Genomic DNA, 23,701 nt, shown 5'->3' with positions numbered 1-23,701 from the left:
CCCGCGCCGGACGGGGAGTCACGGGAGGCGGGGGAGGTGGGCCGGGTGCCCGCGTGGGCCGGGCTGATGCTCCTGGTGCCGCTGGCCGTGCTGCCCACCCTGGCGTGGGGCGCCGCGGGGGCGCTGCGGGCCGTCGCGTACCCGCTGGAGTGGACAGCCGCCCGCGAGGTGATCCGGCGTGACGGCGACCCCGGCGACATCCTGGTCCTGCCGTTCGAGTCCTACCGGCGCTTCCCCTGGAACGGCGGCCGGGCGGTGCTGGACCCCGCGCAGAGGTTCTTCGCCGTCCCTGGCCGGGACGTGGTCGCGAACGACACCGTGCGCGTCGGATCCAGGGTGGTGCCGAGCGAGGACGAGCGGGCCCAGATAGTAGAACGTGTACTAGAAAGATCCTCGCCTGAGCTGTCCGGCATGGGCTTCCGGTACGTCGTGGTGGACGCCGGGAGCCCCTGGGAGCGGCAGCGGTTCGCGAGGTGGCTCCAGGGGGCCGAGCTGGTCATAGACGGCGCTGAGCTGCGACTCTACCGTTTCGGCGGTAGGGTGGCCCAAGGTTCGTCCGAAATGGCCCATTGATCATTGGGTTTATTAAGATTTCATTTAGCTACTTCCGAGTAGCAAGAATTGGTTCTAGGTTGGTGTGACGTTCCCCACAGCACGCCTCGCACTAGGAGGAAACCCCCCGTGATCAAGATCCTCTTGGCGGCGATGATAGGCGTTGCCACCGCCGCCCTCGTGGCGACGGTCGCGACCATCACCTTCACGGGTGCCACGGCCACGCCGGTCAACCAGCCGCTCTACAACTACGGCGACCGGTAAGCCCGAGCCGCCATGCCGCCCTCCTTCCAAGGGGACGAGAGGACGAGCCGACGACCACTGCTCGAGATCGTCGTTCCAGCGTTCAACGAGGAAGGACGACTCCCCGGAGGGCTCTTGCAGCTGTGCGCGAAGCTTGCCCGCATGCCGTTCCCGACCGCCGTGATCGTGGTCGACAACAACAGTACGGACGCCACCGCCGAGATCGTCAGGACCTGGCCGCGCGGACCGGTGCCGGTCCGCCTGGTCCATTGCGGGATCCCCGGCAAGGGTGCCGCCGTGCGCGCCGGGCTGCTGCGGACCCGAGCCCCCTTCGTCGGGTTCTGCGACGCCGACATGGCGACTGACCTCGGCGCGATCGACGTCGCCTTCGGCCTGCTGCTCACCGGTGAGCGGGTGGTCGTGGGCTCGCGCGCGCACTCCTTCTCCGACGTGGAGAACCGGCACAGCCGGGTCCGCGAGCTGGGCGCCGTCGGCTTCCGCTCGCTGGCCAGGGTGCTCGTCCGCGGCGTGAGCGACACGCAGTGCGGCTTCAAGTTCTTCGACGGCCCGCTCGTCCGCGAGGTCGCCGCCCGGCTGCGCACGCCCGGCTTCGCCTTCGACGTCGAGCTGCTCGCCCGGTGCGTCGAGCGCGGCGCGAGCGTCCACGAGATCCCGGTACAGTGGCGCGACATCCCCGGCTCGCGCTTCTCGCCGGCCCGGCACAGCCTGGGCATCATGCTGGAGCTCGGCAGGATCTGGCTGACCCTGCGCATCGAGCCGCGCTCCGCCGCCCGGCCCGCCTGGGAGTCGCCGCTCGATCCCGTCGGGTATCCGTGAACGTCGCCGTCGTCAACTGGCGTGATCCGTGGCACCCGGCCGCCGGTGGCGCGGAGACGTACGCCTGGGAGATGGCGCGCCGCTTCGCGGCGGCGGGGCACCGGGTCTGCTTCGTCACCGCCCGCGCCTCCGGGCAGCGGAGGGGTGAGCGGATCGACGGGGTCAGGATCGCCCGCATGGGCGGCCCGTTCACCGTCTACGCCCGGGTGCTGCTCTGGCTGCTGCTCCGGCGCGGCCTGTTCGACGCGGTGCTCGACTGCCAGAACGGCATCCCCTTCTTCAGCCCCTGGGTGCTGGCCCGCCGCACCAGGATCATCTGCGTCGTCCACCACGTGCACGACCGGCAGTTCGGCGTGCACCTGCCGCGCTGGCTGGCGGCCGTGGGCCGGTTCCTGGAGGGGCCGGTGTCCCGGTGGACGTACCGGCGGCACGAGAGCGTGGCCGTGTCGCCCTCGACGGTGAGCGCCATGCGCGAGCGGCTCGGCTGGGCGGGGCGGATCCACGTCATCCCCAACGGCGTGAACGCCCCCTCGCCCGCGCGCCTCCCGCCGGGCGGCCCGGCGCCCCGCCTGGTCTGCGTGGGCAGGCTCGTCGCGCACAAGCGCGTGGACCTGCTCCTCGACGCGGTGGAGGAGCTCAGGGAACGTCGGCCCGGCCTGACCGTGGACATCGTCGGCCGCGGCCCGGAGGAGGCGCGCCTGCGCGCCCGGCTGCCCGCGGGCGTCACCATGCACGGATACCTGCCCGAACAGGACAAGGAACGCCTCATCGCCTCCGCCTGGCTGCAGGTGAACACCTCACAGGGCGAGGGCTGGGGACTGTGCGTCCTGGAGGCCGCGGCGGTGGGCGTACCGACCGTCGCCTTCGACGTGGACGGGCTGCGCGACGCCGTACGGCATGGCGAGACCGGCTGGCTCGTGCCCGAGGGCGCGGACCTGGCCAAGGGCATCGCCGCGGCCCTGGACGAGCTGGAAGACGGCCATCGCGAGGACTACGGCGCGCGATGCCGCGACTGGGCGGCCCGCTTCCGCTGGGAGCGCAGCGCCGAGCTCATGGCCGCCCTGCTGCTTGGACGGACCCCGCCCACCTGGGAGGAGCGGTGAGCGAGAAGGTACGACATCGGCTCTGGCTGGCGATCTGCTGTCTCGGTTTCGCCGTCCTGACGTTCACCACGAAGCCGGGCAGCGTCATCGGCGACACCAAGATCGATCTCGCGCTGAACCCGATCGGCTGGCTGGAGCGCGCGGCCCACCTGTGGGACCTGCAGCACTTCGGCCAGTTGCAGAACCAGGCGGCCGGCTACCTCTTCCCGATGGGGCCGTTCTTCGCCCTCGGCGACCTGGTCGGCCTCCCGGCGTGGGTGACGCAGCGGCTCTGGCTGACGGTGCTGCTGTGCGTGGCGTTCCTGGGCGTGGAGCGGCTGGCCAGGCAGCTCGGCATCGGCACGCCGGGCACCAGGATCGTCGGCGCGCTGGCGTACGCGCTGGCGCCGCGCGCGCTGTCCATCCTCGGCGAGATCTCGATCGAGTGGCTGCCCGCCGCGATGCTGCCGTGGATCCTGATCCCGCTGCTCACCGCGGCGGAGACCGGCCAGCGCGCCCGGGGCGCGATCAGGTCGGGCCTGGCCGTGGCGCTCTGCGGCGGCGTGAACGCGGTGGCGGTGCTCGCCGTGCTCGCCGCCCCGGTCGCCTACATCCTCACCCGGCCGAAACCGGTGCCCCGCTGGCGGATGCTCGGCTGGTGGACCGGCGCGGTCGCGGTGGCCACCCTGTTCTGGTGGCTGCCGCTGCTGCTCGTCGGCCGCTACGCCTTCTCGTTCCTCCCGTACACCGAGTCGGCCTCGACCACCACCCAGGTCACGTCGCTCACCAACGTGCTGCGCGGCGCGTCCGACTGGGTGCGCTACCTGACCGTCGGCGGCGTGTCCGAGCAGCCGGCCGGCTACGCCATCGCCACCTCGGCCGGGATGGTCGTGGCCACCGGGCTGCTCGCCGCGCTCGGCGTCGCCGGGCTGGCCCGGCGCGACCTGCCCGCCAAGGGCTTCGTCATCGGGCTGTTCGTGGCCGGCGTGGCCGCGCTGGTCGCCGGCCACACCAGCGCGCTGGAGCCGATCGTCGCCGAGCCGGTCCGGTGGCTGCTCGACGGGCCGCTCGCGCCGCTGCGCAACCTGCGCAAGCTGGACCCGCTGGTGCGGTTGCCGCTGGCGTTCGGGCTGGCGCACCTGCTGGCGGTGGTCGCGGGCCGGATCCGGCTGCCGGTGCGCACGGTGGCCCTGCTGTCGTTCGCCGGGCTCGTGCTGCCGGTCTTCAACCAGGGGCTGGCCGCTCCGGGCACGTTCAAGGAGGTGCCGCTCTACTGGCGGGAGGCGGCGGCCTGGGTCAACGAGAACGCCGGCGACGACGGCGTGCTGGTCGTGCCCGGCGCCAAGTTCGGCGAGTACCTGTGGGGCAGGCCGATGGACGACCCCATGCAGCCGCTCTTCCGGGCCCGCTGGACCGCCCGCCAGGTCACGGCCGCCGGATCCGTGGGCATGACCAGGCTGCTCGACGCCATCGACCAGCGGCTCACCGCCGGGCACGGTTCGGCGGGGCTGACCGAGGTGCTGCGCAGGATGGGCGTGCACTACCTGCTCGTGCGGAACGACCTGATCCGGGCCCAGCTCCAGGGCGCCTGGCCGACCAGGATCCACGAGGCGCTGCGCGAGTCGCCCGGCATCACCCGGATCCGCTCGTTCGGCGGCGAGGTCGGCGACGCCGTCACCGACGATGTGGTCGACTCCGTCGACTGGCCGTTCCCGGCGCTGGAACTGTACGAGGTGGCGGGCGGCTCCGAACTGGTCGAGGTGCAGCCGGCGGGCGAGGCGCTGCGGGTGCGCGGCGGGCCCGACTCGCTGCTCACCATGGGCGACCTCGGCCTGCTCGGCACCGGACCCGTGCTGGTGAACGACGACGCGGGCAAGCACGAGGTGCCGACCGTGGTGAGCGACGGGCTCCGGCTGCGCGAGCGGCAGTTCGGTGAGATCCGGACGAACTGGACTCCCACCCTGACCGCCGACCGGCGCGCCGACTTCACCGGCGTCAGGGAGCTCGACCTGCTGGAGGACGGCTGGCTGGACGAGGCCGCCACCGCCGAGTACCAGGGCATCTCCGCCATCACCGCCTCCTCCTCGGTCGCCGACGCCGACGCCATCGCCGGGCTCAGCACCCCCGGGCGCGGCCCGTGGGCGGCCATGGACGGCGACTACGAGACCGGCTGGGAGAGCGGCGGCTGGAACCGGCCCCAGGGCGAGTGGCTCCGCGTCGACCTGCCGCAGGAGCGGGCGATCCCGCGCCTCCAGGTGACGTTCACCAACAACGTGCTGCTCGGCCAGTCGATCAAGAGGGTGGCCGTGGAGACCGCCGGGGGCCGCGTGGTCCAGGACGTCCCGCGGACCAACGACCCGCAATGGCTGCGCACCCCGCCGGGCGCGACGAGCTGGGTGCGGATCGAGGTCCTGGAGACGTACGGCAAGCGGTGGAGCTTCGTCCAGCGGGTCGGCATCAGCGAGATCACGATCCCGGGGATCCTGCCCGGCCGCACGATCCGGATGCCAGGCAAGGGCGGCGACGTCTTCGTGATGGACCGCGGGCTCGACGCCCGCCCCCGGTGCATGCGCAACCGCCACCGGTGGGTCTGCAACCCGCTGCTCGTCAGGCCGGACGAGGAGGGCGCCGGCTTCGACCGGACCTTCACCGCCGAACGCGGGCGCCCCGCCGAGGTGCGCGGCACCGCCGTGCTGCGCGACTCCGCGCTCGTCGACCGCTACACCCGCCTCACTTCCGACCTCACCCGGGTCGAGGGGTCGTCGCAGGTCAGCAAGGACCCCGTGGTGGCGCCGAGATCGGCCTTCGACGCGGACGCCTCCACCACCTGGATCCCGTCGCCGAACGACGGCGAGCCCACGCTCACCCTCCGCTGGCAGGGCAGGCGCACCGTCTCCCGCATCCAGGTCGCCCGGCCGGGCGGCGACAAGCAGCCGCTCGACATGATCGTGGCGGGCGACAAGGGCGTCCTGCGCAGCGGCCGGGTGGACGCGCGTGGCTACCTCACGTTCAAGCCGCTCTCCACCACCCAGCTCAAGCTGCGCTTCTACCCGGTCTCGCGCCGGATCCAGGTCACCGAGCTCATCGTGCCCGGCGTCAGCCCGGCGAGCCGGCCGGAGGGCATCCCGTTCAGGCTCGCCTGCGGGCGCGGCCCCGAGCTCCGGGTGAACGGCAAGATCATCCGGACGCGGGTCAACGGCACCTACGCCGACCTGCTCGAACAGCGGCCGGTGCGGTTCACGGGCTGCTCCGGGGTCACGCTGGCGGCGGGTGACAACCGGGTGCGCGCCGCGGGCTGGGACCCGTTCGCGGTCACCAACCTGGTCGTCGGCTCGCCGCCCGAACAGCCCCTCCCGGTCGAGGGCGCCGCCGCGCCGGGCACCTGGTCCCCGTCCCTGCGCGAGGTGCGGGTGAACGCGCCCAAGGACTCCTTCCTCGTGGTCAACGAGAACTTCAACGCCGGCTGGCGGGCAACCCTGAACGGCCGGACGCTGAAGCCCGCCCGGATCGACGGCTGGAAGCAGGCATGGGAGCTGCCCGCGGGCACCTCGGGCACCGTGCGGCTCGACTACGGGCCGGACCGGCCCTACTGGCTCGGGCTCGCGCTCGGGCTCGTCGGGATCGCGCTGCTCGCCGCCCTCGCCCTGGTCATGCGCGGCCCGCGGCCCGAGCACGTGCTGGAGACCGCTCCCGCCTCGGTCTCACGCCTGTCCGCGTGGCGGGTGCCGTACGTGATCGCTCTGGGGCTGGCGTTCGGCGGCTGGGTGGCCGGCTGGCAGGGCATGGTGGTCGTGCTCGGCGCCGTGGTGGCCACCCTCTGGCTGCGGGGGTGGGTGCCGGGCGTGCACTGGCTGGCCGCCGGGCTGTTCGGCGGGGCCACGGCGTCGCTGGCCGTGGCGATGGCGCTGCGGGACTACGCGGCCGACGTCGACCTGCTTGCCGACCACGTGCCGCAGCTCCTCGCCTGCGCGGCCATGGGCGTGCTCTTCGCCCAGCTCGTCACGGAACCGGAGCCGCCGGGCGAGCCCCCTCCGGAGCTGGAGGAGGCGGAGCCGGTGCTGTCGAGCGCCCGGTCAGCCTGAGCGCGTTCTCCTCGATGAGGTGGTAGCTCGCGACGCTCAGCAGCATGCTGCCGGCGAACGTCAGGATCGCCACCTTGACGAAGTCGCCGCTGAACGGCTCGGTGCCGGTGGCCTTGTAATAGAGGGTGATCACCGGCGCGTGCCAGAGGAAGAAGCTGTAGGAGATCCGGCCCAGGTAGGCGGTGACCGGGTTGCCCAGCACGCGGTGCCTGAGCGAGTCGTGCCGGGCCGCGAGCGCGAACGGCCCGACCACCAGGATCGCCACCACGGCCTCCAGGAACATCCGCCACAGCGACTGGCCCATGGACGGCAGCGTGAGCGTGCGCGGTCCCGCCAGCTCCGTGCTCAGCACCGCGTACAGCAGCACCGCCAGCACCAGAAGCTGCGGCGCCAGCGCGTCGATCGCCCTGCTCTCCCTGATCCACACCGAGAGCACCGCCATCGCCATCCCGGCGGCGAAGTAGATCAGGTGGTGCGGCAGCCACAGGGCGAGCTGCGGCTGTTCCAGCGTGTGGGACAGGACCACGCTGAGCACCGAGATCAGCGGCAGCACGGCGATGCCCGCGAGCAGCCGCACCGCCCTGCCGCCCGCCCCGCCCGCTTCGGTCCCGCCCGTTCGCGCCCACCGGTGCAGCAGCCAGGCGAGCGCGGGCAGCGACAGGTAGAACGCCATCTCGATCGGCATGGTCCACATCTGGTACAGGCCGTCGGGGGCGCGCTCCTGCTCGAAGTAGTTCTGCATCAGGAGGAGCCACTTGGCCCAGTCGGCCCAGTCGAGCGCGCTCCAGCTCCACGCCGCCAGGGCCAGCACCGTGACCACCCAGTAGGCGGGCATCACCCGCAGCACCCGGCGCCACAGGTAGCGGCCCGGCCGGGGCACGGGCGTGCCTTCCAGCACGGCCCGCGCCCACGGCCGGTAGAGCAGCAGGCCGGAGAGCAGGAAGAAGACGGGAACGGCGATGCCCAGCCTGGTCGTCATCCAGGCGAACATGCCCTCCCGGTACATGACGCCGGTGTTGCCCGCCACGTGCAGCACCCAGACGCCGAGCGCGGCCAGAGCGCGGATGCCGTCGAGCGCCGCGTCCCTGCGGGCGGGCTCGGTCAGCGGGGCGGGCTCGACGGGGTGGGGCTCGGCCGCTGTCACGGGCGCTTTCTCAGGACCAGGACCAGATTCCATGTGGCGAACTCCCTGACGATCGGGACCTTGAGCATCGGGCGGTACCACCGGGGCAGGTAGCGGGGGAAGGCGTCGAGCAGCTCCGCCCGCCCCTCGCCCTTGGCCCAGCGCAGGCCGTGGGCGACCGAGACGGGGTAGAGGCTCTGCCCGTAGTGGTTCTTCGGCGGCTTGCCGTGCCTCTCCTCGTACTTCCTGGCGGCCAGGTCGCCGCCGAGGTAGTGCCAGGGCGACGTCTCGTGTCCGCCCCAGGGGGAGAGCCAGTTCGTGTAGGCCAGGAACACCAGCCCGCCGGGCCTGGTCACCCTGACCATCTCCGACGCCATCCGCCACGGCCGCGGGACGTGCTCCAGCACGTTGGAGGAGAAGCAGACGTCGACGGACGAGGTCCGGACCGGCAGGTCGAGGGCGCTGCCGAGCACGCCGCCGCTGGGCGCGCCCTGCCCGGCCAGCTCGCCCGCGTCCACGTCCACGCACACGCAGCGGGCGCCGTGGCGGCGGAACTCCGAGGCGAAGAAGCCCGGCCCGCCCCCCACGTCGAGCACGAGACTGTCGCGGAGGTCGGTGTACCGGCGCAGCAGCGCGGCCGTGTCGGCGGCCAGTGCCGTGTAGTAGCCCTGGCCGTCGTCCTGCTCGGTGCGGAACGCCCGGAACAGCCGGATGGACCGCGCCAAGTCCGCGCGCATGGGCATCTTTTCAGCTTCCATAGGGAGGTCCACGTTAGAACCTGTTTCTATCAATTTGATTGCGGCTCCGTACCGGGCGGTGACGCATGTCACTCACTGTCATACTTTGATCCCTGACGTTCCGGCAAGACGACAACAGGTTCTAGGATCGCGGAGGCCTTTGATGGGTCGTATCTCCACGCTCGTCCTCATCGGGGTCGGCGCCTTCTTCATCGCGCTGGCGCCCCTGCTGAAGTTCTGGGCGGCCGGGAAGATCATTTCCGCCCCGGCGAACCAGTTCGGCATCTCGCGCCTGGAGGCGAAGGGCGCCCAGTACTTCTCCCGCCAGGATCTCAAGGTGCTGACGGCCGACCTCGACATCATCGTCACCACGCGCGGCGACGTGAAGGAGGCCAACTCCTCACGGGTGGTCTGGGACGAGGCCACGGTGGTGAACGACGTCACCAACGGCCGGCGCCAGATCGACATGAGCGAGCGGCGCAGCGCCTTCGACAAGTACACCGGTGTGGGCCTCAACTGCTGCGGCGTCAACGTCGCCAGGGCCCCGGTGACGCTGGAGGGCCAGATCTACAAGTTCCCCTTCGACGCGCAGAAGAAGACGTACAGGGTGTTCAACTCCACCGCCCGCCAGGCGTTCGACGCCCACTTCGTCCGCGAGGACAACGTCAACGGCCTGCCCGTCTACGTCTTCGAGCAGACCGTGCCGCCGACGAAGACGGTGACACTCACCGCCCCGGCCTCCGTGCTCGGCATGACCAGCACGGGTGACGTGCAGGTGGACCGCTGGTACGACGGCAAGGTCACGTACTGGATCGAGCCCACCACCGGCGCCCCCGTCAAGCAGGAGCAGCAGCGGCACGAGGTGCTCAAGACCCAGGACGGCATCGAGCGCTCGCCCGCCTTCGTCGCCACCGCCATGATGACCGAGGGGACGGTCGCGGGCCTGGTCAAGTCGGCGCAGGAGGGCAAGAGCCAGATCAACCTGCTGCGCAACGTCATCCCGCTCGTCCTGCTGGTCGTGGGCGCCGGACTGGTGCTGCTTGGCGTCCTCCTGGGCCGTCGCCGCGCCGCCGCCTGACCCGCTTTCCCTCCCAGGGCCCGCCGCCGTGCGGGCCCTTTTTCGTGCCGGGCCGCCGTCACAGAGCGTAGCTAGAACACGTTCTCATCCTATGTTACTGGTCGGTACCGACGAAAGGGGCTCTAGTAGAACACGTTGCAGTTTGCATTATGTGGTCGTATCGTCGGGCCATGCGGACACGTGTCACGGACATGTTCGGAATCGAGCTGCCCATTTTCGCGTTCAGCCACTGCCGCGACGTCGTCGCCGCGGTCAGCCGCGCCGGCGGGATGGGCGTGCTCGGCGCTCTCTACTTCACCCCCGAAGAGCTCGAGATGGAGCTCAAGTGGATCGACGACCACGTCGACGGCAGGCCCTACGGTGTGGACGTGGTCATGCCCGCCTCCTACGAGGGCGCCGGGTTCGCCGCCGACGAGCTGGTGGGGCGGCTGCAGTCGATGATCCCCGAGGGGCACCGGCGCTTCGTGGAGGACCTGCTGGCCGCCCACGGCGTGCCGCCGCTGTCCTCCGACGCCGACCCCGGCAAGGTCCTGCTCGGCTGGACCGACGCCACGGCGCGCCCGCAGGTCGAGGTGGCGCTGCGGCACCCGATCGCCCTCCTCGCCAACGCCCTCGGCCCGCCCCCGGCCGACGTGGTGGATCTCGCCCACTCCCGCGGCGTCAAGGTCGCCGCGCTGGCCTCCACGCCGCGCCACGCGCTCAAGCAGGTGGAGGTGGGCGTGGACGTAGTGGTCGCCCAGGGGACCGAGGCCGGCGGTCACACCGGCGAGATCACCACCATGGTGCTGATCCCCCAGGTCGTTGACGCGGTCGACGTGCCGGTGCTGGCGGCGGGCGGCATCGGCGACGGCCGCCAGATGGCCGCCGCCATGGCCCTGGGCGCCGAGGGCGTCTGGACGGGCTCCCTCTGGCTGACGGTGGAGGAGGCCGACACGCCCGAGATGGCCAAGCGGCGCATCCTGCGGGCCACCTCCCGCGACACGGTCCGCTCCCGTAGCTGGACGGGAAAGCCCGCCCGGCTCCTCAGGAACGAGTGGACGGACGCCTGGGAGTCGGCGGGCTCGCCGGGGACGCTGCCGATGCCCCTGCAGTTCATGCTGGTCTCGGACGCTCTGCGCCGTATCGGCCGTTCCGGCGCCGCGGAGCTGGCGACCTTCCCGGCCGGGCAGATCATCGGCATCACCAGCCAGGTGCGCTCGACGCGGGATGTCATGTACGCGCTGGTGGAGGAGTACACCGACGCCCTGGACCGGCTCGGCCGCATCACGGACGCCTGACCTGCACGGGAACGACCGTCAGCAGGCTCTCCAGGCCGACGAAGTCGTCGGTGTCGCAGGTGTAGAGCGGCAGACCCTGGCTGGACGCGATCGCCGCGATCATCAGGTCCACGCGTCTCGGACGGGGGTCACGCTTGGCCGCGAGTGTGAGGGTGACGAGGCTCCCGTATCGTGCCGCGGCGCCGGCATCGAAAGGCAGGGGATCGAAGTCGCCCACGGCGGACCCCAGCTTCTCCAGGCGAGCCGCCCTTACGGCCGCCGTCTTGGCCATCGCCACGCCCTGGTGCAGTTCGGCGAGGGTGATGGACGTGATCTCCGGGAGCGCCGGAAGGGCGTCTGCGGAAAGGTCGGCCAGATCCATGTAGACGCAGGTGTCGATCACCCCTCGGGAGTCTGTAGCCCGCTGTAGTCCCGGGTGCTGCATCACTCGCCCTTGTACGAGGCCGGGCGCTTCTCCTTGAAGGCGCGGGTGCCCTCGCGGGCGTCGGCGGAGCCGATCACCGGCCAGCCGAGGTCGTCCGACACCTTCAAGGCCTCGGGCTCCGAGAGGCCGAGCGTGTCGCGGTACGTGCGCAGGATGGCCTGTACGGCCAGCGGCCCGGAGGCGGCGACGTCGGCCGCGACCTCAAGGGCCACCGCGAGCGCCCGGCCGTCGGGGACCACGCGGTTGACGAGCCCCATCGACAGCGCCTCGGCGGCCGTGACGGGGCGGCCGGTGAGGAGGAGGTCCATGGCGTGGCAGTACGGGATCTGGCGGGGCAGCCGCACGGCGCTGCCGCCCATGGGGAACAGGGCGCGCTTGGCCTCGAACAGCCCGAGCGTGGCCGACTCGGCCACGATCCGCAGGTCCGTCCCGACGAGCAGCTCGGTGCCGCCCGCGACGGCGTAGCCCTCCACCGCGCAGACGATCGGCTTGGTCGGGAGGTCCTCGCGCAGCAGGCCCTTCCAGTGGAAGTTGGGGATCTGGGCGGCGCGGGCCTGCACCTCGGGGTCGGCGGAGGGCTGTCCCATGGCCTTGAGGTCGGCCCCGGCGCAGAACGTGCCCTCGGCGCCGGTCAGGACGGCCACCCGGACGTCACGCTCCGACGACACGTACGCCCAGGCCGAGGCGAGGCCGATCAGCATGTCGGAGGAGAGCGCGTTGCGGGCCTCGGGCCGGTTCATGGTGACGACGACGACGTGGCCGTCGCGTTCGACCCGGCAGTGGGGGGTACTGATCGGCAGGAGCTCCACGGACGCCTCCGGAAGGTGTATCAAGCGCTTGTTAGGTACGGATTCTACTCCCCGCCGATCGCCGCGAAAGCAGTAATCAAGCGCTTGCTCTGCCTCTTGTCGCGGGTTACGCTGCCCTGGCAAATAAGAACTTGTTCTTGTTTCGCTCCTTCCTGTCCAGGCCGGTGTCGAGACCACCGACGAGGAGATCCCCATGGGCACGCTCGGTTTCTGGAGGCTGGCGCAGGCGGATCCCGAGTGGATCGCCGCCGTCGACCCCGACGGCACGCGGCACCGGGCGGGCGACCTGCTCGCCCGCGCGAACCGCCTCGTGCACGGGCTGCGCGAGCTCGGGTTGCGGCCCGGCGACGGCGTCTGCGGCCTGATGCCGAACGGGGCGGACGGGCTCGTGCTCTACCTCGCGGCCCTGCAGGCCGGCTGGTACTACACCCCGATCAACTGGCACCTGACCGGGCCGGAGATCGCCTACATCGTGGCCGACAGCGAGGCCCAGGCGTTCTTCGCGCACCCGCGTTACGCGGCGGAGGGCACGCGGGCGGCCGAGGCCATCGCGCCGGAGCGCCGCTTCGCCGCACCCGGCGGCGACGTGCCGGGGTTCCGGCCGTACGGTGAGCTGACGGACGGCCGGCCGCACACCGCGCCCGCGGACCGCACGGCGGGCGCCGCCATGCACTACACCTCCGGCACCACCGGCAAGCCCAAGGGCGTCAGGCGCCCGCTGAGCGGGCTCGACCCGGACGACGCGGCCGAGCTGATGACGTTCCTCCTCGGGCTGTTCGGCATCACGGCGGGGCAGCCGAACGCGCACCTCGTCACCTCTCCCAACTACCACACGGCCGTCACCCAGTTCGGCGGCACGGCCCTGCACATGGGGCACACGCTGGTCTACATGGACAAGTGGGACGCCGAGGAGACGCTCCGGCTCTGCGAGCGCCACCGGATCACCAACTCGCACCTCGTGCCCACCCACTTCAAGCGCCTGCTCGCGCTGCCGGAGGAGACCCGGCACAGGTACGACCTGTCGTCGCTCACGTGGATGATCCACGCGGCGGCCCCTTGCCCCGTGCCGGTGAAGCAGGCGATGTTCGAGTGGTGGGGCGACTGCGTCTACGAGTACTACGCGGCCACCGAGGGCGGCGGCACCCTGGCCACGCCTGCGGACTGGAAGTCCCACCCGGGCACGGTCGGCAGGGCCTGGCCGATCAGCGAGCTGCTCGTGGTGGACGACGACGGCCGGCCGGTGCCCGCCGGGACCCCCGGCACGATCTACATGAAGATGGCGGGGGTGGGCTTCGAGTACAAGGGCGACCCGGCCAAGACCGAGGCGAACCGGCTCAAGGACTTCTTCACCGTCGGCGACGTCGGCTACCTGGACGAGGACGGGTTCCTCTTCCTGTGCGACCGCAAGGCCGACATGATCATCTCCGGCGGGGCCAACATCTACCCGGCCGAGATCGAGAACGAGATCATGATCCACCCCAAGGTGGCGGACGTGGCGGTCTTCGGCATCCCCGACGAGGAGTGGGGCGAGCAGATCAAGGCCGTGGTGGAGCCCGCCTCCGGAGCCGTGCCCGGTCCCGAGCTGGCCGCCGAGATCCTCGCCTCGCTGGACGGGCGGCTGGCCAGGATGAAGTGGCCCAGGTCGATCGACTTCATCGAGGAGATGCCCCGCGAGCCCAACGGCAAGCTGCTCAAGCGCAAGCTCCGCGCGCCGTACTGGGAGGGACACGAGCGCGCCATCTGAGAACGGAGATCCTGTGGAGACGAGCGAGACGAGCGAGCCGCTGGTCGCCCGGCACGTGCTGGAGTTCCCCGGAGGCTACACCCGCACGACCGGGCCGGTGATCGGGCGGTTCCTGACCGAACTGCGCGCCGGGCGCATCGTCGGCGTGCGCACCGCCGAGGGCAGGGTGCTGGTGCCGCCCCTGGAGTACGACCCGGCGTCGGGGGAGCCCGTCGCCGACGGGTACGTGGAGGTGGGCCCCGCCGGGACCGTCACCGCGTCGGCGTGGGTGCGCGAGCCGCGTGACGGCCACCCGCTCGACCGGCCGTTCGCCTGGGCCGTGATCAGGCTGGACGGCGCCGACACCTCGCTGGTGCACGCCGTGGACGCCGGCAGTCCCAAGGCGCTGGCGCCGGGCACCCGGGTCTGGCCCGTCTGGCGGCAGCAGCGGCAGGGCCACATCACCGACATATCCCACTTCGCGCCTGAGGTGACCAGGATCGTCTCGCCCATCCGGCCCGAATACCGCATCCAGGCCGGCGGGGCGCTGCGCACCTTCCTCGACGGGATCAGGCGGGGCGTGTTCCTCGGCGGCAGGTGCGCCACCTGCGACAAGGTCTACGTGCCCTACCGGGCGTCCTGCCCGGAGTGCGGCAGCGCCATCGACCAGCGGGTGGAGCTGCCCGACACCGGCACGATCACCACGTTCGCCATCAACAACCTGCCCGACCCGCGCGCCCCCGAGGTGCCGTTCGTCTCGGCGTACATCCTGCTCGACGGCGCCGACGTCCCGATGATCGCCCTGGTCGGCGGCGTGCCCGCGCACGAGGTGCGGCAGGGCATGCGGGTGCGCGCCGAATGGGTCCCGGAGAGCGAGCGCGCGCTGTCCATGGCGAACGTCCGGTGGTTCACCCCCACCGGAGAGGAAGACGCGGAGCTGTCATGAGAGACGTGGCCATCGTCGCCTTCGCCCAGACCCGGCACACCGCCCACGACACCGGCCTGTCCGAGCCGGAGCTGATCCTGCCCGTGATCAACGAGGTCAAGGAGCGCACCGGGTTGCGCAGGTTCGGGTTCACCTGCTCGGGGAGCTGCGACTACCTCGCGGGCGCGCCCTTCTCGTTCGTCTCCGCGCTCGACGCGATCGGCGCCTGGCCGCCGATCTCCGAGAGCCACGTGGAGATGGACGGCGCCTGGGCGCTGTACGAGGCGTGGGTGCGCCTCCAGCACGGCGACGTCGACTCGGCGCTGGTCTACGGGTTCGGCAAGTCGTCGCTCGGCGACCTGCGCACGATCATGACCCTCCAGCTCGACCCGTACTACCTGGCGCCCCTCGGCCTCGACCAGCTCTCCTACGCGGCCCTGCAGGCCGCCGCCCTCCGGGCGGACCGCGCGGAGCTCGACGAGATCGTCCGGCGCAGCCGCGCCGACGGCAGGGACAACCCGTACGCGCTCGACCTCCCGGACGAGATCTCCGGCTCGGACGAGGTCTCCGGCTCGGACGAGGTCTCCGGCTCGGACGAGGTCTCCGGAGGGTTCGCGGTCGAGCCGCTGAAGACCTCCGACATCGCGCCCGTCACCGACGGCGCCGCGGCGGTGGTGCTCGCGGCCGGGGACCTGGCCGCGGAGCTGTGCGAACGGCCGGCCCACATCCGTGGCATCGCGCACCGCACGGAACCCCACTACCTGGGCATGCGGGACCTCGCCCAGTCCGCCTCGGCCGCCGACGCCGCACGGGCCGCCGGCGTCGGCAAGGGTCCCGTCGACGTGGCCGAGCTGCACGCCCAGTTCGCCCACGAGGAGCTGATCCTGCGCCGGGCGCTCGAACTCCCCGACGGCACGGTGATCAACCCGTCCGGCGGCCCGCTGGCCGCCAACCCCGTCATGGCCACCGGGCTCATCCGCATCGGCGAGGCGGCCCGGCGCGTCCACGACGGCACCGCGGAACGCGCGGTGGCCCACGCCGCCGGCGGGCCCTGCCTGCAGCACAACCTCGTGACGGTCCTGGAGGCATGAGATGGCGAACCGCTGCGCGGTCATCGGCGTCGGGCAGACCCACTACACGACCAAACGCGGCGACGTGTCGATCGCCGGGCTCGTGCGCGAGGCCGCGATCCGGGCGCTCGACGACGCCGGGCTGACGTTCAAGGACATCGACGCGGTCGTCATCGGCAAGGCGCCCGACCTGTTCGAGGGCGTGATGATGCCCGAGGCGTACCTCGCCGACGCGCTCGGCGCGGCGGGCAAGCCGATGATGCGCGTGCACACCGCGGGCAGCGTCGGTGGCTCGACCGGCCTGGTCGGGGCCAGCCTCGTCCAGGGCGGCGTGCACGACCGCGTGCTCGTCGTGGCGTTCGAGAAGCAGTCGGAGTCGAACGCCACCTGGGCGCTGTCCACGCACCTGCCGTTCAACGCCTCGCTGGTGGTGGGCGCGGGCGGCTACTTCGCTCCGCACATCAGGGAGTACATGCGCAGAACCGGCGCCCCCGCCCACATCGGCACGCTCGTCGCCGTCAAGGACCGGCTCAACGCGCTCAAGAACCCCTACGCCCACCTCAAGATCCCCGGCATCGACCGGCGGATGGTCGAGTCGACGCCCATGCTGTGGGAGCCGATCCGCTACCTGGAGACCTGCCCGTCCAGCGACGGCGCCTGCGCGATGGTGCTGTCGTCGGAGGCCAAGGTCACCGGCACGCCCGCCTGGGTGCACGGCGCCGCCATGCGCTCCGAGCCGATCTTCCGGGCCGGCCGCGACACGGTCAACCCGCGGGCGGGCAAGGACTGCGCCGCCGACGTCTACCGGCAGGCCGGCGTCACCGACCCGCGGCGGCAGATCGACGTGGCCGAGGTGTACGTCCCGTTCTCCTGGTACGAGCCGATGTGGCTGGAGAACCTCGGCTTCGCCGCGGACGGCGAGGGCTGGAAGCTCACCGAGTCGGGGGCCACGGCGCTGGACGGCGACATCCCGTGGAACGCCTCCGGCGGCGTGCTGTCCAGCAACCCGATCGGCGCGTCCGGGCTGATCAGGTTCGCCGAGGCGGCGCTGCAGGTGCGCGGGATGGCGGGGGAGCACCAGGTGGACGGCGCGCGGCTGGCGCTCGGCCACGCCTACGGCGGGGGAGCCCAGTTCTTCGCGATGTGGATCGTCGGACGGGAGAGGCCCTGATGGAGTTCAACCACGCAGACCTGTTCGAGGGATTAGCCGACGCGATCGGGGACCGCGTGGCCGTCGTCTGCGGCGACGAGCGCCGCACCTACGCCGAGCTGGACGCCGAGGCGAACCGGCTCGCGCACTTCCTGCTGGAGCGGGGCGTCGAGCCCGGCCACCACGTGGGGCTGCACCTCTACAACGGCATCGAGTACGTCGCCGGGCTGCTGGCGGCCCTGAAGATCCGCGCCGTGCCGATCAACGTCAACTACCGGTACGTCGAGTCCGAACTGCTCTACCTCTACCGCGACTCCGAGATCAGGGCGCTCTTCTACGACGTGGAGTTCGACGCGCGGGTGGCCGCCGTCGCCCCTGAGGCGCCGGAGCTGCGGCACCTCGTCTCCGTCGGCGGGGAGTCGTCGATCGCCGGCGCCGTGCCGTACTGGATGGCGCTGGAGAGCGGCAAGGCCGACCGCGGCTTCGCGCCCCGGTCCGGCGAGGACGTCTACATCATCTACACCGGCGGCACGACCGGCATGCCGAAGGGCGCGATGTGGCACGTCGAGGACCTGTTCATGGCCTTCGGCGGCGGCAACCCGTACGGCGAGCCGCGCGCCACCCCGCAGGAGGTGATCGACGAGGCGGTCAAGGCCGGCCCGATGGTGATGATGGCGGTGCCGCCGCTGATGCACGGGGCCGCGCAGATGGCCACCTTCATCGCCTGGTGGATGGGCGCGACCATGGTCTACGTGCGCAGGTTCGACCCCGAGGACGTGTGGCGGACGGTCGAGCGCGAGAGGGTGTTCACGATGAACATCACCGGCGACGCGATGGCCAGGCCGCTCGCCGAGGGCCTCGCCGCCGGTGGCCACGACGTGTCCTCGCTGTTCGTGGTCAGCTCGACCGGCGCGATCCTGACCGGGGCCGTCCGCGACCGGCTCCAGGAACTGCTGCCCAACGTCATGATCCTCGACAACTTCGGCTCCACCGAGTCGGGCTACACCGCCTCCGGCGTGGCGGGCTCCTCGCCCGAGAAGGGCCTGCGCTACCAGCCCAACGCCACCGCCGGGCTGGCCGTGCTCGACGAGCGGCTGCGGCCGGTGGAGCCGGGCTCGGGCGTGCTCGGCACGGTGGCCAAGGCGGGACGGATCGCGTTCGGCTACTACAACGACCCGGCCAAGACCGCGCGCACGTTCGTCACCGACTCCGGCGGCACGCGCTGGCTGCTGACCGGCGACCTGGCGACGGTCGACACCGACGGCACCGTGAACGTGTTCGGGCGCGGGTCGCAGTGCATCAACACCGGGGGCGAGAAGGTGTTCCCCGAGGAGGTCGAGGCCGTGCTCAAGGGGCACCCGGCCGTGTTCGACGCGGTGGTGACCGGCGTGGACGACGACCGGTGGGGGAGCAGGGTGGCGGCCGTGGTCGAGCCCAGGGAGGGCGCCGAGGTCACCGCCGACGAGCTCGACGCGCACTGCAGGCAGCGGCTGTCGGGCTACAAGGTGCCGCGCACGTACGCGTTCGTGCCCGAGATGGTGCGCTCGCCGGCGGGCAAGGCCGACTACAGGTGGGCGCGGCGGACGGTCGAGGCCGCCGGGGCCTGACCCCGCGGCCCGGCGCTCAGTTCTTCGCGGCGGTGAGCCAGGCGGCCAGGCCGAGGTAGACGACGCCGCTGCCCACGTCGAGGCGCCTGCGGGCCCGGGCGGAGCGTCGGATCCGCCCGGCCAGGGCCGAGGACAGCAGGGCGTAGACGCCGTCGCTGGCCAGGCCGAGCACTATCCACACCGCGCCGAGGACCAGGATCTGCGGCCCGATGGGGCCCGCGTGCTGGTCGGCGAACTGGGGCAGGAACGCCAGGAAGAAGATCGCGGTCTTCGGGTTGAGCACGTTGACCACGAACCCCTCCCAGAACATCCGCCGCTTCGAGTGCGCGGCGACCTCGACCGCCGCCTCGGCCTCTCCCCGGTGCATGAGCTTGCGCAGCCCGAGCCAGACCAGGTAGGCCACGCCCACATACTTCACGACGGTGAACGCCGTGGCCGAGGCGGCCAGCACCGCGCTGATGCCGAACGCCGCGCCGGCGATGTGGACGAGCGAGCCCGTGTGCACGCCGAGCACCGAGACCAGGCCCGCCGACCTGCCCTGGGCGACGCTGCGGGTGACGATGAACAGCACCGCGGGACCCGGCACCAGGAGCATGGCCAGGGTGGCCGCGGAGAACACGGCGAGGGTCGCGAGATCGGGCATGAGGCCATCGTAAGAGTGCCGGTCAACGGCTTTTACTCACAGGCTCTTGCGGAGGGCCGCGAGGAGCGCCTCCGTGGCCGGCGGGTGGGGCGGCTCGCCGTAGACGGCGGCGTACACGTGCCTGGTGGAGCCGGGGATCTCGGCGACCGCCACCTCGGGGTGGCGGTGCGCGCCGAGCGCTAGCCCAGGCAGGACGGTCACCCCCATGCCCGCCGCGACCAGCGCCTGGACGGCCACGATGTCGTCGCTGGTGAACGACAGGCGCGGCTCGAACCCGGCCTTGGCGCAGATGTCGAGCAGGTGGCTGCGGCACGTGTCGCAGCCCGCGATCCAGGCCGAGTCGGCGTGCTCGGCCAGCACGCCGGGCTCGGAGGGCGCCACCAGGTAGCTCGGGTCGTCGAGCAGGTGGATCAGCGTGATCCCGCCGTCCTCGGGCGCGGTGTCGTCGTAGCGGAACATCACCGCCACGTCGACCCGTCCGGACCGCAGCAGCCTGAGCGCCTCCGGCGGCTCGGTCTCGGTGAGGGAGAGCCGCAGGCCGGGGTGCTCGCCGGCCAGCCGCACGGCCGCCCTCGGGACGAACGTGCCGAGCGCGGAGGGGAAGGCCGCCAGCCGTACGCGGCCCGAACGCAGGCCGACGTGGGCGGCCAGCTCGTCGGCGGTCGCGTCGAGCCGCCCGATGATGTCGGCGGCGCGCTCGGCGAGCAGCCGGCCGGCCTCCGTCAGCCGGATGCCGCGCCCGGCGCGCTGGATGAGCCGGGCGCCGGTCTCGGCCTCGAGCCGGGCCAGGTGGTGGCTCACGGAGGGTTGCGAGTAGTGCAGGTCCTTGGCCGCCGCGGTCAGCGAGCCCCTGCGAGCGACGGCGACGAGGACGCGGAGCCGTACGACGTCCAGCATCTATCAAGCATATCTATCGGTGAGCCATAAAACATCTGTTGGACCTATCGGTCGATCCGTAGCACCGTAGAAGGGGAAGGAAGATTAACGTCTTTCCCTAGGGGGATACCATGAAATTGGCAACCGCACGGCCGGGGCTCGACGACCTCGTTTCTGGCATCGGCGGCGTCACCACCCGCGGGCTAGGCGCCCGCGCCACCGCTTTCGCGGTCGCCGACCTGCTCCGCGACCGCCTGCACACGCTCGACCTGCTGACACCCGAGGAACGCGCCGGCTCGCCGGAGGGATACGTCTCGCGGACGCTGCACGCGCAGGAGGACTTCTCCGTCGTGGCCGTCGTGTGGCGGCCCGGCCAGGGCACGGTCATCCATGACCACGTGTCGTGGTGCGCGTTCGCCGTCATCAGCGGCATCGAGCACGAGACGCTCTACCGCGACATGGGCGACCATCTTGTAGAGATCGGGCGGTCCGACAACCGGCCCGGCGACGTGAGCGGGTTCGCGCCGCCCGGCGACATCCACAAGGTGCTCAACACCAGTGACGAGGTGGGGGTGTCGGTGCACGTCTACGGCGCCGACATCGGCAGGCTGGGCAGCAGCGTCCGCCGTGCCTACGACCTCCCGGTCCGCTGAACCGCGGGCAGCAGCCCTCGCCGAGCGGGTCACCGACCAGGCCAGGCTGGCGGCCAGACCCGCTGGCGCTTCCAGCCGTCCCGTTGGCGCTTCCAGCCGTCCCGCTGACGCCCGCCGCGCTGACGTGAAGGGCGCGGCGGGCTACTCGCCGGTGGCGCCGTCGACGCGTTCGCGGAGGAGGTCGGCGTGGCCGTTGTGGCGCGCGTACTCCTCGATCATGTGCACGAGGATCCAGCGGTGCGAGCAGTCCTGGCCGTGGCGCTGCCGCTTGCCCACGGCGTCCAGCGAGAACGCCGCCGAGACCTCGCGGGCGTGCTCGATCTCCGCCTGCCACACGGCGAAGGCCTCCTCGGCCGAGGCCGTGTCCACGTCGTCGAAGTCGGCGTCGGGGGCCTCGTCCTTGTTCCACAGCCGGGGCACGTCCTCGTCGGCGAGCACATGCCGGAACCAGACCCGCTCCACATGCGCCATGTGCCGGACCAGGCCGAGCAGCGACATGCTGGACGGCGGCGTGGAGCGCAGCCGCAACTGCGCCTCGGACAGGTTCGCGCACTTGACGGCGAGGGTGCCGCGGTGCCACTCCAGCCAGTTGTTCAGCATGGTGCGCTCGTCGGCGACGAAAGGCGGGGACACTCGGTTGTCGGTCATGCGTCGCAGGCTACTGCCCGCCGAGCCCGGCCGGTTCCTCGCCCAGCGGCCCGTCCAAGGTGTCGTCCGTCTCCGGCTGCCCGTCCGGCTCGCCGTTCTCCTGGTCGTCCGGCTCCTCGCGGGCGGGGGCGCAGCCCTTGCCGCACCCGCCGAACCGGGCCGGGTCCACCGGGACGAACTCCGCCGGCGGCACGCCCTTCAGCGCGGCCATCATGGTGTCCTTCCAGATCGGCCCCGGCAGGGTGGCGCCGGCGACCGAGCCGTAGTACCTGCCGCCGATGGTGACGCCGGTCAGCTTGTAACGCTGCGAGCCGCGCGGGTCGCCGATGCTGACCGCCCCGGCCAGATCCGGGGTGAACCCGGCGAACCAGGCGGTGGCGTACCCGTCCGTGGTGCCGGTCTTGCCCGCCGCCGGGCGGCCGATGCCGCCGACCGACCGCATCGTGCCGTCGGTGAAGACCCCCGACAGGATCTCCGCGGTGGCGTCGGCGATCTCCGGGTCCAGCGCCTGCCTGCACTCCGGCTCGTACGCGGTCACCTCGCCGGTGGCGGTGTCGGCGACCTCGGTGACGGCCATGGGCGCGCAGTACTTGCCGCGCGCCGCGATGGCGGCGTAGGAGCCGGCCACGGTCACCGGGTCCATCTCGTTGATGCCGAGCGTGAACGTCTCGTACTCCCGCAGCTTCCCGCCGTCGGCCCGTCTGATGCCGAGCGACTTGGCGGTCTCCACGGTCTCGCACAGGCCGACCCGCTGCTCCAGCGCCATGAAGAACGTGTTCACGGAGCCCCAGGTGCCGGTGCGCAGCGTCCTGAAGCCGCCCGAGCCCTCGTCGTTGGTGACGGTCCACGACGGGATGCCCACGTTCTCGCCCGCGCAGTTCTTGAACGAGGAGTAGCCGGGGGCGGTGTAGCCGCTGCCGACGGTGATGCCGTCGTCCAACTTCATGCCCTGCTGGAGCGCGGTGATCAGGGTGTAGGTCTTGAACGTCGAACCGGCCTGGAAGCCGATGAGGCCGCCGTGCCTCTTGTCGGCCACCGGGTTGTAGGAGATCTGCTTCTTCTTCGCCGAACGGCCGTACTCGCGGCTGGCCGCCATGGCCTTGATCTGCCCAGTGCCCGGCTGCACCAGCGCCTCGGAGGCCACGGCGTAGTCGGAGGCGAACACCCGGCTCTTGACGGCCTTCTCCGCGGCGGCCTGCGCCTTCGGGTCCAGCGTGGTCCTGATCTTCAGTCCACCCTGCGCGAAGCGCCGCTGCCTGATCCGCTCGGTCCTGCCGAACGCCGGGTTGGTCAGCAGCTCGTACCGTACGTACTCGCAGAAGTACGGGTAGGGGCCGGCCTGGCAGCCGTTGGGCTGCGCGACGCCCTTGTAGCCCAGCTTGCTGGCCTTCGCCTCGGCCGCCTGGGCCGGCGTGATCCGGCCTAGCTGCGCCATCCTGTCGAGCACCACGTCGCGCCGCTCCAGCAGCAGCGCCCTCGCCTTCTTGCCGAGGTGCGGGTCGGTCCTGTTGGGATCCTGTACGGCGCCCGCGAGGGTCGCGGCCTGGGCCAGGTCCAGGCGGGACGCCGGCACCCCGAAGAAGCGCCTGGCCGCCGCCTCCACCCCGTTGGCGCCGTCACCGAAGTACACGATGTTCAGGTACTTCTCCAGGATCTGGTCCTTGGTGTACTTCTGCTCGACGGCCATGGCGTAGCGCAGCTCGTTCAGCTTGCGCGCGTAGCTGGCCTCCAGCGCCCGGTTCCTGTCCTTCTCCGTGGTCGCCGAGTTGAGCAGCACCTGCTTGACGTACTGCTGGGTGATGCTCGACCCGCCCTGGCTGACGCCGCCCGAGCTCAGGTTCTTGGCCAGCGCCCGCAGCGTGCCCTCGATGTCGATCGCTCCGTGCTCGTAGAAGCGGTCGTCCTCGATGGCCACGATCGCCGTCTTCATCACCTCGGCCACCTGGGACAGCGGCACGACCTTCCGGTACTGGTCGTAGAACTGGGCTATCCGGTTGCCCCGGGCGTCGTACACCGTGGACGCCTGCGCCAGCGGTGGCTCCGCGAGCTCCATCGGCTTGAGGTTCAGCTCGCCGGCCGCCGACACGAACACCGCCCCGGTGCCGCCCACAGCCGGCAGCGCGATCGCCGCCACCAGCACGCCGGCCGCCGCGGCCGCCCCG

The 23,701-nt window shown here is 71.7% G+C and carries 20 protein-coding genes and 1 pseudogene; 13 read left to right on the top strand and 8 right to left on the bottom strand.

Features of this window, described 5'->3' with window-relative positions:
• The 5 genes and pseudogenes from DQW85_RS12545 to DQW85_RS12530 form a co-directional block, all read left to right on the top strand.
• Positions 1–573: pseudogene (locus tag DQW85_RS12545) on the top strand (hypothetical protein); the annotation flags it as partial.
• Between the two features lie 108 nt (positions 574–681).
• A complete protein-coding gene (locus tag DQW85_RS47625; RefSeq protein ID WP_275888199.1) occupies positions 682–816 on the top strand; it encodes a hypothetical protein in 135 nt (44 codons plus the stop codon).
• A 12-nt stretch (positions 817–828) separates the two neighbouring features.
• A complete protein-coding gene (locus DQW85_RS12540; protein WP_113700498.1) occupies positions 829–1,632 on the top strand; it encodes a glycosyltransferase in 804 nt (267 codons plus the stop codon).
• Positions 1,629–2,735 carry a glycosyltransferase family 4 protein gene (locus DQW85_RS12535; protein ID WP_113700497.1) on the top strand — a complete coding sequence of 369 codons (1,107 nt, stop codon included), beginning with the start codon at positions 1,629–1,631 and terminating at the stop codon, positions 2,733–2,735. Before DQW85_RS12540 ends, DQW85_RS12535 begins: the two co-directional genes overlap by 4 nt.
• The gene (locus DQW85_RS12530) at positions 2,732–6,796 is read left to right on the top strand and encodes an alpha-(1->3)-arabinofuranosyltransferase domain-containing protein (protein WP_162794929.1); all 4,065 of its coding nucleotides are present in this window, start codon (positions 2,732–2,734) and stop codon (positions 6,794–6,796) included. The genes DQW85_RS12535 and DQW85_RS12530 overlap by 4 nt, the downstream gene beginning before the upstream one ends.
• Here the strand turns inward: DQW85_RS12530 and DQW85_RS12525 are convergent.
• Both DQW85_RS12525 and DQW85_RS12520 read right to left on the bottom strand, forming a co-directional pair.
• Positions 6,714–7,940, bottom strand: a complete 1,227-nt coding sequence (locus tag DQW85_RS12525) for an acyltransferase family protein (protein ID WP_162794928.1) — start codon at positions 7,938–7,940, stop codon at positions 6,714–6,716. The two genes, DQW85_RS12530 and DQW85_RS12525, sit on opposite strands and share 83 nt — an antisense overlap.
• Positions 7,937–8,662 carry a class I SAM-dependent methyltransferase gene (locus DQW85_RS12520; RefSeq protein ID WP_240197123.1) on the bottom strand — a complete coding sequence of 242 codons (726 nt, stop codon included), beginning with the start codon at positions 8,660–8,662 and terminating at the stop codon, positions 7,937–7,939. The genes DQW85_RS12525 and DQW85_RS12520 overlap by 4 nt, the downstream gene beginning before the upstream one ends.
• A gap of 157 nt (positions 8,663–8,819) precedes the next feature.
• On the opposite strand from DQW85_RS12520, the gene pgfA reads away from it, so the two are divergent.
• Together pgfA and DQW85_RS12510 are read left to right on the top strand one after the other, a co-directional pair.
• On the top strand, positions 8,820–9,734 hold the full coding sequence (gene pgfA, locus DQW85_RS12515; RefSeq protein WP_113700493.1) for a cell envelope lipid trafficking protein PgfA: 915 nt from the start codon (positions 8,820–8,822) through the stop codon (positions 9,732–9,734).
• Positions 9,735–9,904: 170 nt separating this feature from the next.
• A complete protein-coding gene (locus DQW85_RS12510; RefSeq protein ID WP_113700492.1) occupies positions 9,905–11,011 on the top strand; it encodes an NAD(P)H-dependent flavin oxidoreductase in 1,107 nt (368 codons plus the stop codon).
• Here DQW85_RS12510 and DQW85_RS12505 read toward each other — a convergent pair.
• Both DQW85_RS12505 and DQW85_RS12500 read right to left on the bottom strand, forming a co-directional pair.
• Positions 10,998–11,393 (bottom strand): type II toxin-antitoxin system VapC family toxin, encoded by a 396-nt coding sequence (locus tag DQW85_RS12505; RefSeq protein WP_240197122.1) that lies wholly within the window; start codon positions 11,391–11,393, stop codon positions 10,998–11,000. The two genes, DQW85_RS12510 and DQW85_RS12505, sit on opposite strands and share 14 nt — an antisense overlap.
• Positions 11,394–11,434: 41 nt before the next feature.
• Positions 11,435–12,244, bottom strand: coding sequence for a crotonase/enoyl-CoA hydratase family protein (locus DQW85_RS12500; RefSeq protein WP_113700490.1), 810 nt, complete (start codon positions 12,242–12,244; stop codon positions 11,435–11,437).
• 193 nt (positions 12,245–12,437) lie between these two features.
• Between DQW85_RS12500 and DQW85_RS12495 the strand changes: the two genes are divergently transcribed.
• Genes DQW85_RS12495 through DQW85_RS12475 form a run of 5 tightly spaced genes read left to right on the top strand, consistent with a single transcriptional unit; the run spans position 12,438 to position 18,719 of the window.
• Entirely contained in the window at positions 12,438–13,988 is a 1,551-nt protein-coding gene (locus tag DQW85_RS12495) for an acyl-CoA synthetase (RefSeq protein ID WP_113700489.1), read from the top strand.
• 13 nt (positions 13,989–14,001) lie between these two features.
• On the top strand, positions 14,002–14,913 hold the full coding sequence (locus tag DQW85_RS12490) for a Zn-ribbon domain-containing OB-fold protein (RefSeq protein WP_240197121.1): 912 nt from the start codon (positions 14,002–14,004) through the stop codon (positions 14,911–14,913).
• A complete protein-coding gene (locus tag DQW85_RS12485) occupies positions 14,910–15,983 on the top strand; it encodes a lipid-transfer protein (protein WP_113700488.1) in 1,074 nt (357 codons plus the stop codon). Before DQW85_RS12490 ends, DQW85_RS12485 begins: the two co-directional genes overlap by 4 nt.
• Position 15,984: 1 nt before the next feature.
• Entirely contained in the window at positions 15,985–17,133 is a 1,149-nt protein-coding gene (locus tag DQW85_RS12480) for a thiolase domain-containing protein (protein WP_113700487.1), read from the top strand.
• Positions 17,133–18,719, top strand: a complete 1,587-nt coding sequence (locus tag DQW85_RS12475; RefSeq protein ID WP_113700486.1) for an acyl-CoA synthetase — start codon at positions 17,133–17,135, stop codon at positions 18,717–18,719. Before DQW85_RS12480 ends, DQW85_RS12475 begins: the two co-directional genes overlap by 1 nt.
• A gap of 16 nt (positions 18,720–18,735) precedes the next feature.
• Here DQW85_RS12475 and DQW85_RS12470 read toward each other — a convergent pair whose 3' ends face one another.
• The gene (locus DQW85_RS12470) at positions 18,736–19,362 is read right to left on the bottom strand and encodes a LysE family translocator (RefSeq protein WP_113700485.1); all 627 of its coding nucleotides are present in this window, start codon (positions 19,360–19,362) and stop codon (positions 18,736–18,738) included.
• A 36-nt stretch (positions 19,363–19,398) separates the two neighbouring features.
• Positions 19,399–20,259 carry a LysR family transcriptional regulator gene (locus DQW85_RS12465; protein WP_113700484.1) on the bottom strand — a complete coding sequence of 287 codons (861 nt, stop codon included), beginning with the start codon at positions 20,257–20,259 and terminating at the stop codon, positions 19,399–19,401.
• Between the two features lie 110 nt (positions 20,260–20,369).
• Between DQW85_RS12465 and DQW85_RS12460 the strand changes: the two genes are divergently transcribed.
• On the top strand, positions 20,370–20,891 hold the full coding sequence (locus tag DQW85_RS12460) for a cysteine dioxygenase family protein (protein WP_113700483.1): 522 nt from the start codon (positions 20,370–20,372) through the stop codon (positions 20,889–20,891).
• Positions 20,892–21,032: 141 nt separating this feature from the next.
• Here the strand turns inward: DQW85_RS12460 and DQW85_RS12455 are convergent, their stop codons facing one another.
• The gene (locus DQW85_RS12455) at positions 21,033–21,539 is read right to left on the bottom strand and encodes a DinB family protein (protein WP_113700482.1); all 507 of its coding nucleotides are present in this window, start codon (positions 21,537–21,539) and stop codon (positions 21,033–21,035) included.
• A 10-nt stretch (positions 21,540–21,549) separates the two neighbouring features.
• The coding region (locus tag DQW85_RS12450; RefSeq protein ID WP_240197120.1) for a transglycosylase domain-containing protein at positions 21,550–23,701 on the bottom strand (2,152 nt) is incomplete at its 5' end.

Source organism: Nonomuraea lactucae (assembly GCF_003313395.1).
In the GTDB taxonomy this organism is placed as follows: domain Bacteria; phylum Actinomycetota; class Actinomycetes; order Streptosporangiales; family Streptosporangiaceae; genus Nonomuraea; species Nonomuraea lactucae.
Note: the sequence above shows the minus strand (reverse complement) of the source record. Positions and strands in the feature narration are given on the sequence as shown.

Excerpts from the sequence above, each read along its gene's own strand:
- DQW85_RS12475 (WP_113700486.1), top strand. The coding sequence starts at position 17,133 with ATGGAGTTCAACCACGCAGACCTGTTCGAGGGATTAGCCGACGCGATC.
- DQW85_RS12470 (WP_113700485.1), bottom strand. The coding sequence starts at position 19,362 with ATGCCCGATCTCGCGACCCTCGCCGTGTTCTCCGCGGCCACCCTGGCC.
- pgfA (WP_113700493.1), top strand. The coding sequence starts at position 8,820 with ATGGGTCGTATCTCCACGCTCGTCCTCATCGGGGTCGGCGCCTTCTTC.
- DQW85_RS12460 (WP_113700483.1), top strand. The coding sequence starts at position 20,370 with ATGAAATTGGCAACCGCACGGCCGGGGCTCGACGACCTCGTTTCTGGC.
- DQW85_RS12455 (WP_113700482.1), bottom strand. The coding sequence starts at position 21,539 with ATGACCGACAACCGAGTGTCCCCGCCTTTCGTCGCCGACGAGCGCACC.
- DQW85_RS12480 (WP_113700487.1), top strand. The coding sequence starts at position 15,985 with ATGGCGAACCGCTGCGCGGTCATCGGCGTCGGGCAGACCCACTACACG.
- DQW85_RS12485 (WP_113700488.1), top strand. The coding sequence starts at position 14,910 with ATGAGAGACGTGGCCATCGTCGCCTTCGCCCAGACCCGGCACACCGCC.
- DQW85_RS12520 (WP_240197123.1), bottom strand. The coding sequence starts at position 8,662 with ATGCCCATGCGCGCGGACTTGGCGCGGTCCATCCGGCTGTTCCGGGCG.
- DQW85_RS12540 (WP_113700498.1), top strand. The coding sequence starts at position 829 with ATGCCGCCCTCCTTCCAAGGGGACGAGAGGACGAGCCGACGACCACTG.
- DQW85_RS12465 (WP_113700484.1), bottom strand. The coding sequence starts at position 20,259 with ATGCTGGACGTCGTACGGCTCCGCGTCCTCGTCGCCGTCGCTCGCAGG.
- DQW85_RS12495 (WP_113700489.1), top strand. The coding sequence starts at position 12,438 with ATGGGCACGCTCGGTTTCTGGAGGCTGGCGCAGGCGGATCCCGAGTGG.
- DQW85_RS12510 (WP_113700492.1), top strand. The coding sequence starts at position 9,905 with ATGCGGACACGTGTCACGGACATGTTCGGAATCGAGCTGCCCATTTTC.